The following is a 15325-nucleotide window of genomic DNA, read 5'->3' as shown; positions in this document are numbered from 1 at the left end:
AGAGGGCCGCTTTCCTGAGCGGTGATCATCCTTGAGCCAGTCGGACATCCGCTTTGAAAAAGTCAGCAAGGCCTATGGCACGCTGCGCGTCGTAGACGATCTCGACCTGAACATCGCTCAGGGTGAGTTCCTCAGCCTGCTCGGTCCCTCGGGGTCGGGAAAGACCACCATCCTGATGATGCTGGCGGGCTTCGAGGCGCCGAGCGGCGGCACCATTTCGGTGGGCGGCCGGCGCGTCGACCATCTGCCGCCGCACAAGCGCAATATGGGCGTGGTTTTCCAGAACTATGCGCTCTTTCCGCATATGAGCGTCGCGGCCAACGTGGCCTTTCCGCTGGAAATGCGCGGTGTTGCGCGATCAGAGATCGAGGAGAAGGTCACGCGCGCGCTCGACATGGTGCAGCTCGGCGCCATGAAGGACCGCCGCCCGGTGCAGCTCTCCGGCGGCCAGCAGCAGCGCGTGGCGCTGGCCCGGGCGCTGGTGTTCGAGCCCTCCGTCGTGCTGATGGACGAGCCGCTCGGCGCGCTGGACAAGCAGTTGCGCGAACAGATGCAGCTCGACATCCGCGCCCTGCACAAGCGGCTCGGCCTCACCATCGTGTTCGTGACCCACGACCAGTCGGAGGCGCTGACCATGTCGGACCGCATCGCGGTGTTCAACCGCGGCAAGATCGAGCAGATCGGCAGCCCGCGCGAAATCTACGATCAGCCGCGGTCGCGCTTCGTGGCGCAGTTCATCGGCGAGACCAATCTCGTCGAGGGAACGCTCGCCGAGGCCGGCGATGCCGGTGCGACGGTCAAGCTGGACGGCGGCGGCACCATCCGCGTGCAGCCCTCCGATATTCGTGCCGACGCTGGCCGGATCCTCGTGTCGGTGCGGCCGGAGCGCATCCGGCTGGGCACGGATGCCGGCTCGCAGAACGCCTATCCGGCGACCGTTGCCGACGCCGTCTACCATGGCGATCATCTGCGCATCCAGCTCGATGACGGCGCTTTCGGCTTCATCGCCAAGGCAGACCGCAAGACGGCCGAATTCAATCCCGGCGACAAGGTCGTCGTGTCCTTCGCCCCGTCCGATTGCTGGATGCTGCCGGCATGAGCGAGACCTCGTTCAAGGGACGCCTGACGGCACTCGCGCTGGTCGCGCCTCTGGTGCTGTTCCTGGCGATCTTCTTCGCCTGGCCATTGGCCACGATGCTCAAGGAATCGGTTTCCGATCCGGTGGGTTCGCGCGCCTTTCCGCTCACCGCTGAGGTGGCGGGTGACTGGGACCGGCAGTCCGATCCGCCCGAAGAGCTGAAGCAGGCTTTCGTCGATGATCTGCGGGCCATTGACGACCAGCAATTGCTGGGCGATGCGGTGCGCCGCCTCAACAGCGCCCAGAACGGCTTCCGCACGCTGATGAGCCGCACCACGCGGGCGCTGGAAGATCAGCCGCAGGGGCCGGTCGATCTGGTCGCGGTCGACAAGCGCTGGTCCGATATCCGTTTCTGGCGCGCTGTGGCCGATTCAACCAATCCCTACACCGACCGCTATCTGCTGGCGGCGCTGGATTATGAACGCGATGCCAGCGGCAAGATCACGGCCCTGCCGACGGAAGCTTCCGCCAACAGCGCAATCCTTCTGCGCACGCTCGGCATCGGCGCCATCGTGACGCTGGCCTGCGCGCTGATCGGTCTGCCCTATGCGATGCTTGTGGCGTCCGTGGACGGATGGAAACGCCAGCTCCTGCTCGGCGCGGTGCTTCTGCCGCTGTGGACGTCGCTTCTGGTGCGCACCGCCGCATGGTTCATCCTGTTGCAGGAGAAGGGGCTGATCAACGACACGCTGATGTCGCTCGGCCTCATCAGCGGACCCTTGCCGCTGATCTTCAACCGGCTGGGCGTGGTCATTGCCATGACCCATGTGCTCTTACCCTTCATGGTGCTGCCGATCTATTCGGTGCTCTTGTCGATCCCGCGCAACCTTATGCCGGCGGCTGCCTCGCTGGGTGCGCCGCCGTGGCGGGCCTTTCTGCGCGTGCTGTTGCCGCTGTCGCTGCGCGGGGTGGTGTCGGGCTCGCTGCTCGTCTTCATGACCGCCATCGGCTACTACATCACGCCAGCGCTGATCGGCGGCGCGCAGGACCAGATGATCTCCTCGGTCATCGCCTTCTACGCCATCGGCTCGGCCAACTGGGGCATGGCGGGCGCGCTGGGCGCCATCCTGCTGGTCGCCACGCTGGCGCTCTACACGGTGTATGGCCGCCTTTCCGCTGACCGTACGGGAGGCCGCTGATGCGCGCGTCGAACCTCGTCAGGCTGGTGTTCGCGATCGCTGCGGTGGTTTTCCTGATCGCGCCCCTCATCGCCATCCTGCCGCTTGCCTTCACCTCAAGCGTGTTTCTGACCTATCCCATTCCCGGCTATTCGATGCGCTGGTTCGATGAACTGGCCAGCGCCGATGTGTGGCGCATGTCGATCGTCAACAGCCTGATCATCGGCACGGGAACGACGCTGCTGGCGGGAACGCTGGGAACGCTGGCGGCATTGGGGCTGCGCAATGCGGGGCTGGTGCTTCCGGGCCTGTTCCGCACCGCCTTCCTGCTGCCGATGGTGGTGCCGGCGGTGGTGCTGGGCGTCGGCATGCAGGTGTTCTTCGTGCATCTGGGCCTCGCCAACTCCTATGCCGGCGTCATCGCGGCGCATTCGGTGGTGGCGGTGCCTTTTGTCGTGGTTTCGGTAACGGCTTCGCTCGCCGGCATCGACAGGCGGGTCGAGCGAGCCGCTGCCAGTCTGGGCGCGGGGCCGCTGACCGTGTTCCGGCGCGTGACCCTGCCGCTGGCGCTGCCCGGCATATTGTCGGGCGCGGTGTTCGCCTTTGCCACATCGCTCGACGAGGTGGTGCTGACGCTGTTCGTCGCCGGTCCCAACCAGCGCACGCTGGCGCGGCAGATGTTTTCCTCGATCCGCGAGAACATCAGCCCGGCGATTGCCGCTGCCGCCTTCCTGTTCATCATCGGCACGCTGCTGATCGCGGCGGTGGCGGTGCTGGTCAGGCGGCGCACCGAACGGCTGAAGCAGCCGGCGGAAGCCTAAAGCGTTTCCAGGAAAAGTGGAAACACGTTTCCGGTTCGGAAACGCGCCAAAACAAAGACTTATAGCCGTTCAGCGATTCCGTGAAACGCTGAACGGCTATAAAGCATGCCGCGCGAAAGTGGGAACCGGTTTCAAGATAACGACATGCGTAAGAACAGGAACTTAAAGCGTAAGGAGCGAATCTGAAAGATCGCGACACGCTTTGGTGGCGCTTACATGCCCCGGGCCGTCGGCCCGGTGCCGTAGGTCTCGCTGTCTTCCACGGCGCGGTAAAAATCCGTCAACTGTTTGCCGGGCTCGGGCCTGAAAGCCCGCCCGGCTCTGACCAGGGAGCTGATGCGGTCGATGCGGAAGGCGCGGAAGTCGTTGCGCATTTCGCACCATGCGATCAGCGTCCACACCTTTCCCCAGAACCACAGGCCAAGCGGGCGGATGTCGCGCATCGTGGCGCGCCCTGCCTCGTCGCTGTAGTCGAGGGTCAGCACCTGCCGCTTTTCGACGGCGCGCTCGATGATGTCGATGGCTTCGCGGGCGCTGTCGGTGAGCACCCACAAAGGGGTATGGATTTCCGTGCGGGCGATGCGTTCTCGCTCGGTCTGCGGCAGAACTGCGCCGATCTTCACCAGCGCCTCGTCGGCGGCGCGGGCCATGGCTGCACCGCCGAAGGCGCGCACCATGCGGGCTCCGGCGACCAGCGCCACGATCTCGTCACGCGTGAACATCAGCGGCGGAAGGTCGAAACCTTCCCGCATCAGATAGCCGACGCCGGCCTCGCCGTCGATCGGCACGCCGGTCGATTGCAGGTCGGCTATGTCGCGATAGATGGTGCGTTCGGACACTTCCAGCCAGGTCGCCAGCTTGCGGGCGGTGACCAGCCGGCCACCGCGCAGATGCTGCACGATCTGGAAAAGCCTGTCGGCCCTGCGCATTGTTCGCTCCCTCGGCGTCTGTCCCCCGAGCCCTTGCTGCCAATTCCTGACAATCTCCCTTCGGACGGCTCGTGCCAAGCATTATCTGGCCCGGCTGCTTTTGCCACAGCCCTGCTGACAGCATGGTGTCAGCAGCCACCGGCTCCCTGCACACGGCGCGGTCAGGCGGCGCGCCTTGGCGGCAGCGAGGGCAGTTTCCAGCTCGCTTGCTGGTGTTGCGCGGCTGGGCCGGGAAGGGCGGTGCGCGGGCGCAACCGCGCCACGGCGGAGTCGGGCTGGCCTATGCCGGGAGGCAGGCGGACGAAACCGTCCATTGCGACATGGAAATCGGGCCAGCCTATGTCGGCCTGGATTTCCGGTGGCAGGGATGCCAGCAGGCGTATGGTTCGCACCTGTCTGCGACGGAGGCGCGACCATGCGACGTAGCGCGCGAGCGCGGAAAAAATGCCGGTGCGGGTCATGTGGCTCTCCTTGCAATCTGAAGGGAGCAACATCGCACAGAGCTGCTGACAGCTCTCTGTCAGCAGCCGCGGAGGCAAATGTCTATAGCGGCCAGACCAGCATCAGCATCGGAACGGCCACGATGACGACCATGAACGAAAGCGGCAGGCCGAGCCGCGGATAATCCGAGAAGCGGTAGCCGCCGGGGCCCATCACCAGCGTGTTGCACTGGTGGCCGATGGGGGTCAGGAAATCGCAGCCGGCGCCGATCGCCACAGCCATCAGGAAGGCTTCCGGCCGGTAGCCCAGATTGGCGGCGAAGCTTGCGGCGATCGGCGCCATGACCAGAACCGTCGCGGCATTGTTGAGGAAGGGCGTCACCATCATCGCAGCGATCAGCATGAGCGCCAGCGCGCCTTCGCCGGGCAGCATGTGGCCGAGATCGGCGAGAACGGCCGCGATCACATCGGTTGCGCCGGTGGTGCGCAGCGATTCGCTGACCGGAATGAGGGCGGCGAGCATAACCAGGATGGGGCCATCCAGCGCATCGTAGGCCTCGCGCAGCGGAATGGCGCGAAACAGCACCATGGCCACAGCGGCGGCGAAGAAGGCCAGCGCCACCGGCAGCAGGCCGAGCGCGGTCGCGCCCATGGCGGCGATGAGGATCGACACCGGCACCAGCCCGCGCCGCACGGAGCCCAGCAGCACCTGCCTTTCGGCAAGCGGCAGGAGCTCGAAATCCTTGAGGAACTGCGGCAGGGTCTGGCTGTCGCCGCGCAGCATGACGATGTCGCCGAAATTGAGGGTGATGCTGCCGAGCCGCTGGTTGAGCCTCGTGCCCTTGCGGGAGACGGCGAGCAGATTCACATTGAAGCGGTCGTAGAGCATCAGATGCTGGGCCGACCAGCCGATGAGGCTGGAATTCTGGGTGACCACGGCTTCCACGGCCATGGTCTCGGGCCCGGCGCCCTTGCCACGTCCTGCGCCCACTTCGAGCTTGGCCTGCGCGACCAGCCGGTCGAGCGCTTCCTGTCCGCCCTCGATCAGCACGATGTCGTCCTCGTGCAATATGGCGTCCGGCAGCGGCGCGATCCGCAATCCGCCAGCCCGCAATATCGCGGTTATGGCAGCTTCGCCGGCGGAAATCCTGAGCAGGGCCGACAGGGGTTTTCCCGCCACCGTTGAGGTGGCGGTGATGCGCGCTTCGGCGGAATAGTTCTCGATGGCAAGTGCCGCGTTCAGGCCATTGTCGTTGCGCTCGCGCGCCGGCACGAGGAAATAGAACAGGGTGAGGAACACGCAGCCGGCCGCCGTCAGCGCCAGCCCGACCGGGGTGAAGTCGAACATGGTGAAGGACGTGCCGGTCAGTTCCTCGCGCAGGCGCGGCACCACCACGTTGGGCGAGGTTCCGATCTGCGTCATCAGCCCGCCGAGCAGCGAGGCAAAGGCCATCGGCATCAGGAAGGTGGACGGCGACACACCGGAGCGGCGGGCGAACTGGAAGGCGATGGGGATCATGATCGCCAGCGCGCCGATGTTCTTCACGAAGGCGGACAGTATGGCGACGGTGACGACCAGCAGGGCAAGCTGCGCGCGCACCGAGGTGACGCCGGGCGCATAGCGCTGCAGCGCAAATTCCATGATGCCGCTGCGGGCGACGCCGGCGCTCACCAGCAGCGCGCTGCCGACGATGATGACGATGTCGTCGCTGAAGCCGGAAAACGCCTCGTCGAACGGCACCACGCCGACCGCCACGGCGGCCAGCAGCGACAGGGCCGCGACCAGATCGTAACGCAGGCGCCCCCATATGAAGGCCGCCATCATCAGGATGATGACGGCAAATGACAGGGTCTGCGGCAGTGTCAGCATGATTTTTCCCGATCGACAAAGAAAAACGCCGCATGGCGGCGTTTTCCGTCTGAACAGGGAAAGATTATGCCGCGATGCCCATGTCAAGCGGCATCATGTTTCAATGGCCTATTCCGCGCGACTTCAGCACTGCGTCGATCTCGTCGAGAACGGCCGGATCGTCGATGGTGGCCGGCATCTTCCATTCCTGCCGGTCGGCGATCTTCTGCATGGTGGCGCGCAGCACCTTGCCGGAGCGCGTTTTGGGCAGGCGCTTGATGGTCAGCACCGTCTTGAAGGCGGCGACCGGCCCGATGCGCTCGCGCACCAGCGTCACCACTTCCTGCTCGATGGCGACCGTGTCGCGGGCGACACCGGCATTGAGCACCACGAATCCCAGCGGCGACTGGCCCTTGAGCGTGTCGGAAACGCCGATCACCGCGCATTCGGCCACATCGGGATGGGCGGCCAGAACTTCCTCCATCGCCCCGGTGGAGAGGCGGTGGCCGGCGACGTTGATGATGTCGTCGGTGCGCGCCATGACGAAGAGATAGCCGTCTTCGTCGAGGATGCCGGCATCGGCGGTGTTGTAGAAGCCGGGGAAGGCATCGAGATAGGATTTGCGGAAGCGATCTTCCGCCTCCCACAGCGTCGGCAGGCAGCCGGGTGGCAGAGGCAGTTTCAGAACGACATTGCCGAGCGTTCCGGGCGGCACCTCGTGGCCGGCCTCGTCCAGCACCCTGATGTCGTAGCCGGGCATGGGAACGCCGGGCGAGCCATATTTGACCGGCAGCATGCCGAGGCCGACCGGATTCTGGGTAATCGGGGCGCCGGTCTCCGTCTGCCACCAGTGGTCGATGACGGGAATGCCGAGGCGCTGCTCGGCCCATTTGATGGTCTCGGGGTCGGCGCGCTCCCCGGCGAGGAACAGCGTGCGGAAGGTCGACAGGTCGTATTTGCCGATGAATTCGCCCTGCGGGTCCTGTCCCTTGATGGCGCGGAAGGCGGTCGGCGCGGTGAACAGGGCGACCACGCCATGATCGGAAATGACGCGCCAGTAGGTGCCGGCATCGGGCGTGCCGACCGGCTTGCCCTCGAAGACGACGGTGGTGCAGCCATGCAGCAGCGGCGCATAGACGATATAGGAATGGCCGACCACCCAGCCGACGTCGGAAGCAGCCCAGAACACTTCGCCCGGCCTGATGCCGAACTCGTTTTCCATGGACCATTTCAGCATGACCATGTGGCCGCCATTGTCACGCACCACGCCCTTGGGCTGGCCGGTGGTGCCGGAGGTGTAGAGCACATAGAGCGGATCGGTGGAGGCGACGGGCACGCAGGGCACTTGCGTGCCGGCTTCCTTTTCCCGAGCAACGGCTTCAGCATAGTCGATGTCGCGGCCTTCGATCAGGTCGCAGCCAAGCTGCTCGCGCTGGAACACGACGCAATGCTGCGGGCGGTGTTCCGAAAGCGCGATCGCCTCATCGAGCAGCGGCTTGTAGGCCACGATGCGGTTGGGCTCCAGCCCGCAGGATGCGGAGATGACCAGTTTCGGACGGGCGTCATTGATGCGGGTGGCCAGTTCGCGCGCTGCGAAACCGCCGAAGACCACGGAATGGATGGCGCCGAGACGGGCGCAGGCCAGCATCGACACCACAGCCTCGGTGATCATGGGCATGTAGATGATCACCCGGTCGCCCCTGGTCACGCCATGATTGGCGAGAACGGCGGAAAGCGCCACAACTTCGCGCAGCAGTTCGCCATAGGTCAGGCTCTGCTTCGTGCCGGTGATGGCGCTGTCGTGGATCACCGCTGTCTGGTCGGCGCGGCCATTGGCGACGTGCCGGTCGAGCGCGTTGTAGCAGGTGTTGCAGGTTGCGCCGGGAAACCAGCTTCCATAGACGCCGGCGTCGGCGTCGAACACTTTATCGAAGGGCGTGAACCAGTCGATGTCGCGCGCGGCTTGCGACCAGAATGCTTCAGGGTCCCGCTTCCAGTCGGCATAGACCTGATGATAACGCGATACCATGTTTCAAGAACCTCCCAATTCTCCTCGACAGGTTTGTAACCCCTGCGAAGGGGGGGCGTCCATCTGACTAAGGGCCAATGGCCGGATTGGGGAGACGGACTGCCGCAGGTGCAAGTGCTTTGACAGAACGGGCCGGGGCTGCTCAAAAGCGGCATGACGAAGATCCTCGCCTTCCTGATCCTTGCGATGATGGTGTTTCACCTGATCAAGCCGCTCGGCCTGCCCGGCCTGAGGCGACGCGCGGATTTCTGGAAGCTGGCGGTGCTGGCGCTGGGGCTGATGGCTCTGGCTGCGGCAGCCAGTCACGGTCGCTGAGTGCAGATTGGGGGCCTTGCCCCGTGACAAAGCGGCCGGAATGGTGTATCGCCCCGACCGGATCGGAGAAATGGGTCTTCCGGTCCGGGTCACCCGTCAATACAGGACGGTGTAGCCGCCCCTGCCAAAGGCCTTCACGGTCGGCGGCATAGCCCAGCGGTCATGGTACTGCTGCGGCGAGTGCAGGGCGCTCTGGCTGTCGGAAGAACAAGAAGTGGATTGAAAGATGGATATCATCCGTCAGCTTGAGGCCGAGCAGGCCGCAAAGATCGAAGAAAAGCGCAAGCTTCCCGAATTCCAGCCCGGCGATACCGTGCGCGTCAATGTGCGCATCACGGAAGGCAGCCGTACCCGCGTTCAGGCCTATGAAGGCGTCGTCATCGCGCGTTCGGGCTCGGGCCTGCATGAGAATTTCACCGTCCGCAAGATTTCCTACGGCGAAGGCGTGGAGCGCGTGTTCCCGATCTACTCGCCGATGGTCGAAAGCGTCGACGTCGTGCGTCGCGGCAAGGTTCGCCGCGCCAAGCTCTATTACCTGCGTGACCGTCGCGGCAAGTCCGCGCGCATCTCGGAGAACACGGGCGTTCGCGCCCGCAAGCTCAACGATGCCGAGCGCGAGGCGCTGAACGCCGAGAAGGCCCGCATCGAGGCCGAGAAGGTCGCCGCAGCGCAGGCTCTGGCTGCCGAGAAGGCCGCTCAGGAAGCCGCTGAAAAGGCCTCCGCGGAAGCTGCTGCCGCCGAGGCTGCTTCGGCCGAGTAAGCTGTTTTTCAGCAGAAAATATCGGAAAGGCGGCTTCGGCCGCCTTTTTCGTAACTGCCATGCAGAAGCTTTCGGAGCTTTTTCGCCTGCCGACCGTTTCGGCGAACGACGTGTCTTGCAAGCGGCCGGCAGTTGGCTAATCTTGGCTGATACCAGCCATTTCACCTGAAATTTTCCTACACCGGAGCGCCGCATGAACAGGTTTACCATCGCATTGGCGGGTTTGCTGGCCTGTGTTCTCTCGCCCCTGACGGCCGTGGCGCAGTCGCTTCCCGATCTTGGCGGCAGAACGATCACGGTGGTGACGGAAAATGCCTATCCGCCGCTGCAGTTCGTGGATCCCAAGACGGGTGGGAAGATCGGCTGGGAATATGACGCCATGGCCGAAATGGCCAGGCGCCTGAATTTCAAGGTCGAATATCAGAACACGTCGTGGGACGCGATGATGCAGGCCGTTGCCGATGGCGAATACAATATCGGCATGACCGGCATCACCATCAAGGAAGAGCGCAAGCAGAAGGTGGACTTCTCCGACCCCTACATGCATTCGGAAATGCGGATGCTGGTTCGGGCCGATGAAGACCGCTTTTCCGACGAGAAGTCCTTCGCCGCTTTCGAGGACGGGCTGATCGCAGCGCAACCCGGCACCACGCCGTTTTTCGTGTCAGTCTACGATATTCTCGACGGCAACGAACAGAATCCGCGCATCAAGCTGCTGGAAACGTTCGGTGCGACCGTGCAGGCCCTCAAGGCCGGCGACGTCGATCTGGTGCTGACCGATGGTGTTGCCGCCCAGGGATATGTCGATACTTCGGAGGGCAAGCTGAAGATCATCGGCGGCCCGCTGGGCAATGAAGAGTTCGGTTTCATTTTCCAGAAAGGGTCCGATCTCGTTGCGCCCATCAATGCGGTGATCGCCGCGATGAAGGCCGATGGCACTCTCGATGCCCTGAACAAGAAATGGTTCCTCGACTACAGGATGGGCCAGTAACGGATCAGGCAGGGCCGGCTGTCCGGTTCATGCCGGACGCCCGGTTCCCGCATTTTCGAGATGCAGGTTCCCCCGACCGCTTCGCGCACGAAAGCTGATTTTCCCTGGTGGCTTGCAGTCGCTGCTGCGATTGCAGTCGCTGTTGCGGTTTTCGTTGCCACCAACGACCTTTATGCGCAGGTCTTTTCGACCGTCATACAGGGCCTCGGGATCACCATATTCGTCACGCTGGTCGGTTTCAGCCTTGCTTCGACCCTGGGGCTGCTCGTCGCCCTGATGGGGCTTTCGGGATCGATATGGCTTCGCCAGATTTCGCGCTTCTATGTCGAGGTGATCCGTGGGGTGCCGATCCTCGTCCTTTTGTTCTGGATCGCCTTTGTCGGCGCACCTGCCTTTGTCGCAGGGTGGAATGCGCTGACGGCCTCCCTTCAGGACGCCGGATTGCTGAAGCCATTGCATGTGCGCGACGTTTCGCTGCTGTGGCGCGCCATCATGGCTCTCACCATCGGCTATTCGGCTTTCATCGCCGAAGTGTTCCGTGCCGGCATCCAGTCGGTCGAGGCGGGGCAGATCGAGGCGGCGAAGGCACTCGGTCTGAGCCGTTTCCAGCGTTTTCGCCTGATCGTCCTGCCGCAGGCGATCCGCACCATCCTGCCGCCGCTCGGCAATGATTTCGTCGCCATGGTGAAGGACTCCTCGCTGGTCTCGGTGCTTGGCGTGGCCGATATCACCCAGATGGGCAAGGTCTACGCCACCGGTTCGTTCCGCTTCTTCGAGACCTATGCGATCGTGGCCTATATCTATCTCGTGCTGACGCTGAGCCTTTCGCTCGCGCTGAGGGCGCTGGAGCGGCGCATGCGCAAGGGGCGCGGCGTGTAGTCTGCGGCCCGTCCCGATCATCTGCGGCAAGCGCCGTCATTGCGGACCCCATCAACCGACGCGCGCACTGGCCGCAGGGTGCGCGTGCGTGGGCAATTGCCGTGTCGGCAAAAGATTGGTATCTAGGGGTGATGGAAGAACTGTTTGGAGACCCGTGCTACAAAGGGTTCGTGCTGCAGGACAAGAAGCGTCTGCCGGCACGGTTCTTTGCGTGGGTCTCAGGCTCGGCGACAAGCCGACTTCGCTAAAGCGCGCCTGATCGCCATCGGCCCGGCTTGAGGGCCTCCCTTTCCATTGTCGACGGATTTACGCAAATGAGCGCACCGCGCACCCTCTATGACAAGATTTTCGACGATCACGTGGTCGATCGCCAGGACGACGGCACCTGCCTGCTCTACATCGACCGCCATCTCGTGCATGAAGTGACCAGCCCGCAGGCCTTCGAAGGGCTGCGCATGGCTGGCCGCAAGGTCCGCCATCCCGAGCGCACGCTGGCCGTGGTCGATCATAACGTTCCGACTTCGCCCGACCGCGTCAACGGCATCAAGAACGAGGAAAGCCGCATTCAGGTCGAGGCTCTGGCCCGCAATGCCGCCGACTTCGGCGTGGAATACTACTCCGAGAAGGACCGCCGGCAGGGCATCGTCCACATCATCGGTCCCGAGCAGGGTTTTACCCTTCCCGGCATGACCATCGTGTGCGGCGACAGCCACACCTCGACGCACGGCGCTTTCGGCGCGCTGGCGCACGGCATCGGTACCTCGGAGGTGGAGCATGTGCTCGCCACCCAGACGCTGATCCAGAAGAAGGCGAAGAACATGCTGGTGCGCGTCGACGGGCAGTTGCCCGATGGCGTCACCGCCAAGGACATCATCCTCGCCATCATCGGTGAGATCGGCACGGCCGGCGGCACCGGCTATGTCATCGAATATGCCGGCGAGGCGATCCGCTCGCTGTCCATGGAAGGCCGCATGACGGTCTGCAACATGTCGATCGAAGGTGGTGCCCGCGCCGGCCTCATCGCGCCCGACGAGATCACCTTCGACTATGTGAAGGACAAGCCCCGCGCGCCGACAGGCAAGGCGTGGGACATGGCGGTCGATTACTGGAAGACGCTGAAGACCGACGAGGGCGCGCATTACGACAAGGTCGTGGTGCTGGACGCAGCCTCGCTGCCGCCGATCGTCACATGGGGCTCATCCCCGGAAGACGTGGTGTCCGTCACCGGAACGGTTCCCGATCCGGAGTTGATCGAGGACGAGAACAAGCGCAATTCCAAGAAGCGCGCGCTGGAATATATGGGGCTGACGGCCGGCACGAAGATCACCGACATCGAGATCGACCGTGTCTTCATCGGCTCCTGCACCAATGGCCGTATCGAAGACCTGCGCGCCGTTGCGGCGGTCGCCAGGGGCAAAAAGGTCAATCCGCGCGTCAATGCCATGATCGTGCCGGGTTCGGGCCTTGTGAAGGCACAGGCCGAGGCCGAGGGTCTGGACAAGATCTTCATCGAGGCCGGCTTCGACTGGCGTGAGCCGGGCTGCTCCATGTGTCTTGCCATGAATGACGACCGGCTGAAGCCGCATGAGCGCTGCGCGTCGACATCGAACCGCAATTTCGAGGGCCGTCAGGGCTTCAAGGGCCGCACCCATCTGGTTTCGCCGGCCATGGCGGCTGCAGCGGCGATTGCCGGCCATTTCGTCGACATTCGCGACTGGCAGTAAGCCGTTCCACCCACATATTTGAAAAAGGCCCCGTGCGATCCGCGCGGGGCTTTTTCTTTCTGGCTACTCCGGCTGCCGTTCGAGCATTTCTGCTTTTCGTCGCATCGGAGAAATGCCATACCTATTTGTTTTTAAACGTATTTATGCGACGCCAGATGTCTACATCGGGCTGCAAAATGCTCTAGCGGCAGGGACTCAGTTCCGGCATCTCGCCCTCGGCGAGCCCGTACATGTAGCTGCGGCCCTTGACGAAGACCGGCGGCCGGTAGCAGTCGGACCATGCCGCCTCCTGTTCCGCTCCGTCCAGATAGACGACACGCGGCTCACCTGTGGTCGTGTTCGCAGCCGTGTGCCGTGCCATGTGACCCTGCCCGACGACGATGCGCTTGTAGCCGGCGGCACTGTCGACCACGAGATTGCCGAACGAATCAGCGTAGACATGGTCGTTGTTCTGAAAGGCGCTGGCCGGAACGGCAGCCCCGGCGCACAGCGCTGCAAGACCGAAACCCGCAGCACGCAGCAGATGGTGAATATGCGGCATTTCTGCCTCCTTCAGGACTGCGGAGAGGGCTTCCCCGCAAGATTTCAGGATGCAGAATTAACTATTTCTTAATCTTTGTTAAGAGGCAGAAGAAGAGCGCGGCTTCTTTTCTGAAAGTGCTTCCTATGTAGCTGATATCAAAGGCTGTTTTCAAGGTGCTCCACCGCTTTCTCGTGAAAGGCGTGCGTTGCCCTTGATCCTGAAAGGGGAGCGCGGTTACATCGTGCCGCGCCACCGCTCGTGGGCGCATGGTTCGGTTTGCAGATGCAGACGATCGAATTGATTCGCGTCCGGATGCCGCCTCGGGGCATGTTTGCTCTGGCAGTCCGGTTCGGTTCCCCTTGGAGGTATCACCGCATGAAACTGTGCCGGATGGCGAGGGTGGCTTTCGTTCTTCTTCCTGTTGCCTGCGCGGCCTGCGTGTCCGGTCAGGGCGCGAAAGTGCCTGAAGACAAGGCGCTGATCGGTCCCGACGGCGAGAAAACCTCGATGACCATCACGGCTGAGAAGGAGGTCTCGCAACCCTCTACCTCCACATATAACTGTGCCGATGGGTCAATGATGACGATCCGCAATCTCGGCAGTTCCATCCGGGTCATGGGACTGGACGAAGAGGAAGAGCTGCCGGCCGCACCGGCAAATCAGCGCAGCCGCTACGGCAAGGGCGTGGATGCAGTTGTGCTGGACGGGCGTGAGGCACTGGTGGTCAAAGGACGCCATTCTCCACTCACCTGTACAAGATGACTATTTTTGTCAACTTAAGTATTCGCGCGGCTGATCTTGAATTTCTTAACCGGTTGAATGTCACCGAATCGAATTGTTCAGACTAAATTATGAATAGGAAACGGTTTTCTGGCTTTGACGCGGTGCAAAAAGAGTTCTAGAACGCCGCTGTCCTTAAAGTCGCTTTCCGAGCCGGCCATGACGCATATGCGTCCGACGGCCTGTATCGGTGGAGCTCAATTGGGGGAGCCATGAGCCGTTCACCAGCCACCCACGCGCAGCCGAGACCAAGGCCGCTATCGCCGCATCTGACGGTCTACCGGCCGAAGATCACGATGACCACGTCGATCCTGCACCGCATCACCGGCGGCGCGCTTTATGTCGGCACCGTTCTGGTCGCGTTCTGGCTGATCGCCGCCGCCGGATCGAAAGAAAGCTTCGACTACGTCAACTGGCTTTTCGGCACCATCATCGGCCGGCTGATCCTGTTCGGCTACACATGGGCGCTGATGCTGCATATGCTGGGCGGCATCCGCCACTTCATCTGGGATACGGGTGCTGCGCTTGAGAAGCACACGGCCTCGAAGCTCGCATGGGCGACCGTGGTGGGCTCGGTGGTGCTGACGATTGCGGTCTGGGTTGTGGGCCTGATGGTTCGGGGAGGCTGGGCATGAGTCGTTCCCGCAAGGATATGCGTACGCCGCTGGCCAAGGTGCGCGGGCTGGGCTCCGCCCATGAAGGCACCATGCATTTCTGGCGCCAGCGTCTGACCGCAGTGGCCAACATTCCGCTGTTCCTGTTCTTCGTCGGCTTCCTGATCGTCATGAACGGGGCGGGCTATGATGAGGTGCGCGCAGCGCTCGCTCATCCCGCCGTGGCGCTGGTCATGGTCGCCATGCTGGTTTCCGGCCTCTACCACATGCGTCTCGGCATGCAGGTCATCATCGAGGACTACGTTCACGCCGAAGGCATCAAGCTGGTGTGCCTCCTCCTCAACACCTTCTTTACCGCAGCAGTCGGCATCGCTTCGATCTTTGCCCTGCTCAAGCTTGCATTCGGAGGCTGACC

At 63.2% G+C, this 15325-nt stretch carries 16 protein-coding genes; 11 read left to right on the top strand and 5 right to left on the bottom strand.

The annotated features are described in order from the left end of the window. The first annotated feature begins 31 nt into the window (after window positions 1-31). Genes HNR59_RS01760 through HNR59_RS01750 form a run of 3 tightly spaced genes read left to right on the top strand, consistent with a single transcriptional unit; the run spans window position 32 to window position 3077 of the window. Entirely contained in the window at window positions 32-1099 is a 1068-nt protein-coding gene (locus tag HNR59_RS01760) for an ABC transporter ATP-binding protein (protein ID WP_183825106.1), read from the top strand. After that, on the top strand, window positions 1096-2277 hold the full coding sequence (locus tag HNR59_RS01755) for an ABC transporter permease (RefSeq protein ID WP_183825104.1): 1182 nt from the start codon (window positions 1096-1098) through the stop codon (window positions 2275-2277). Before HNR59_RS01760 ends, HNR59_RS01755 begins: the two co-directional genes overlap by 4 nt. Continuing rightward, on the top strand, window positions 2277-3077 hold the full coding sequence (locus HNR59_RS01750; RefSeq protein ID WP_183825100.1) for an ABC transporter permease: 801 nt from the start codon (window positions 2277-2279) through the stop codon (window positions 3075-3077). Before HNR59_RS01755 ends, HNR59_RS01750 begins: the two co-directional genes overlap by 1 nt. 212 nt (window positions 3078-3289) lie before the next feature. On the opposite strand, the gene HNR59_RS01745 is transcribed toward HNR59_RS01750, so the two are convergent. From HNR59_RS01745 to HNR59_RS01730, 4 genes are all read right to left on the bottom strand, one after another. Then, window positions 3290-4006: a helix-turn-helix transcriptional regulator gene (locus HNR59_RS01745; RefSeq protein ID WP_183825097.1), complete on the bottom strand. Its 717-nt coding sequence runs from the start codon at window positions 4004-4006 to the stop codon at window positions 3290-3292. 161 nt (window positions 4007-4167) lie between these two features. Beyond that, window positions 4168-4467, bottom strand: a complete 300-nt coding sequence (locus tag HNR59_RS01740) for a hypothetical protein (protein ID WP_183825094.1) — start codon at window positions 4465-4467, stop codon at window positions 4168-4170. Window positions 4468-4549: 82 nt separating this feature from the next. Next, window positions 4550-6313, bottom strand: a complete 1764-nt coding sequence (locus HNR59_RS01735) for an SLC13 family permease (protein WP_183831248.1) — start codon at window positions 6311-6313, stop codon at window positions 4550-4552. Between the two features lie 103 nt (window positions 6314-6416). Further along, window positions 6417-8324: a propionyl-CoA synthetase gene (locus tag HNR59_RS01730; protein WP_183825091.1), complete on the bottom strand. Its 1908-nt coding sequence runs from the start codon at window positions 8322-8324 to the stop codon at window positions 6417-6419. 153 nt (window positions 8325-8477) lie between these two features. Here HNR59_RS01730 and HNR59_RS01725 point away from each other — a divergent pair, with 153 nt between their 5' ends. From HNR59_RS01725 to leuC, 5 genes are all read left to right on the top strand, one after another. Continuing rightward, window positions 8478-8639, top strand: a complete 162-nt coding sequence (locus HNR59_RS01725; RefSeq protein ID WP_183825087.1) for a hypothetical protein — start codon at window positions 8478-8480, stop codon at window positions 8637-8639. Window positions 8640-8865: 226 nt separating this feature from the next. Continuing rightward, window positions 8866-9399, top strand: coding sequence for a 50S ribosomal protein L19 (rplS, locus tag HNR59_RS01720; protein ID WP_183825083.1), 534 nt, complete (start codon window positions 8866-8868; stop codon window positions 9397-9399). A gap of 193 nt (window positions 9400-9592) precedes the next feature. Next, window positions 9593-10390 carry a transporter substrate-binding domain-containing protein gene (locus HNR59_RS01715; protein WP_183825080.1) on the top strand — a complete coding sequence of 266 codons (798 nt, stop codon included), beginning with the start codon at window positions 9593-9595 and terminating at the stop codon, window positions 10388-10390. Window positions 10391-10450: 60 nt separating this feature from the next. Next, entirely contained in the window at window positions 10451-11269 is an 819-nt protein-coding gene (locus HNR59_RS01710; RefSeq protein ID WP_183825077.1) for an amino acid ABC transporter permease, read from the top strand. A gap of 314 nt (window positions 11270-11583) precedes the next feature. Beyond that, window positions 11584-12993: a 3-isopropylmalate dehydratase large subunit gene (leuC, locus tag HNR59_RS01705; protein WP_183825074.1), complete on the top strand. Its 1410-nt coding sequence runs from the start codon at window positions 11584-11586 to the stop codon at window positions 12991-12993. Between the two features lie 181 nt (window positions 12994-13174). Here leuC and HNR59_RS01700 read toward each other — a convergent pair whose 3' ends face one another. Then, entirely contained in the window at window positions 13175-13534 is a 360-nt protein-coding gene (locus HNR59_RS01700) for a hypothetical protein (protein ID WP_183825071.1), read from the bottom strand. Window positions 13535-13906: 372 nt separating this feature from the next. Between HNR59_RS01700 and HNR59_RS01695 the strand changes: the two genes are divergently transcribed. The 3 genes from HNR59_RS01695 (at window position 13907) to sdhD (ending at window position 15323) form a co-directional block, all read left to right on the top strand. Beyond that, a complete protein-coding gene (locus tag HNR59_RS01695) occupies window positions 13907-14278 on the top strand; it encodes a hypothetical protein (RefSeq protein WP_246374588.1) in 372 nt (123 codons plus the stop codon). A gap of 230 nt (window positions 14279-14508) precedes the next feature. Next, a complete protein-coding gene (sdhC, locus tag HNR59_RS01690; protein ID WP_183825068.1) occupies window positions 14509-14931 on the top strand; it encodes a succinate dehydrogenase, cytochrome b556 subunit in 423 nt (140 codons plus the stop codon). After that, window positions 14928-15323: a succinate dehydrogenase, hydrophobic membrane anchor protein gene (gene sdhD, locus HNR59_RS01685; protein ID WP_183825064.1), complete on the top strand. Its 396-nt coding sequence runs from the start codon at window positions 14928-14930 to the stop codon at window positions 15321-15323. The genes sdhC and sdhD overlap by 4 nt, the downstream gene beginning before the upstream one ends. The last annotated feature ends 2 nt before the right edge of the window (window positions 15324-15325 follow it).

Origin of the sequence: Aquamicrobium lusatiense (assembly GCF_014201615.1) — a bacterium.
Lineage (GTDB): Bacteria > Pseudomonadota > Alphaproteobacteria > Rhizobiales > Rhizobiaceae > Mesorhizobium > Mesorhizobium lusatiense.
This window is presented reverse-complemented; position numbering and strand designations above follow the sequence as displayed.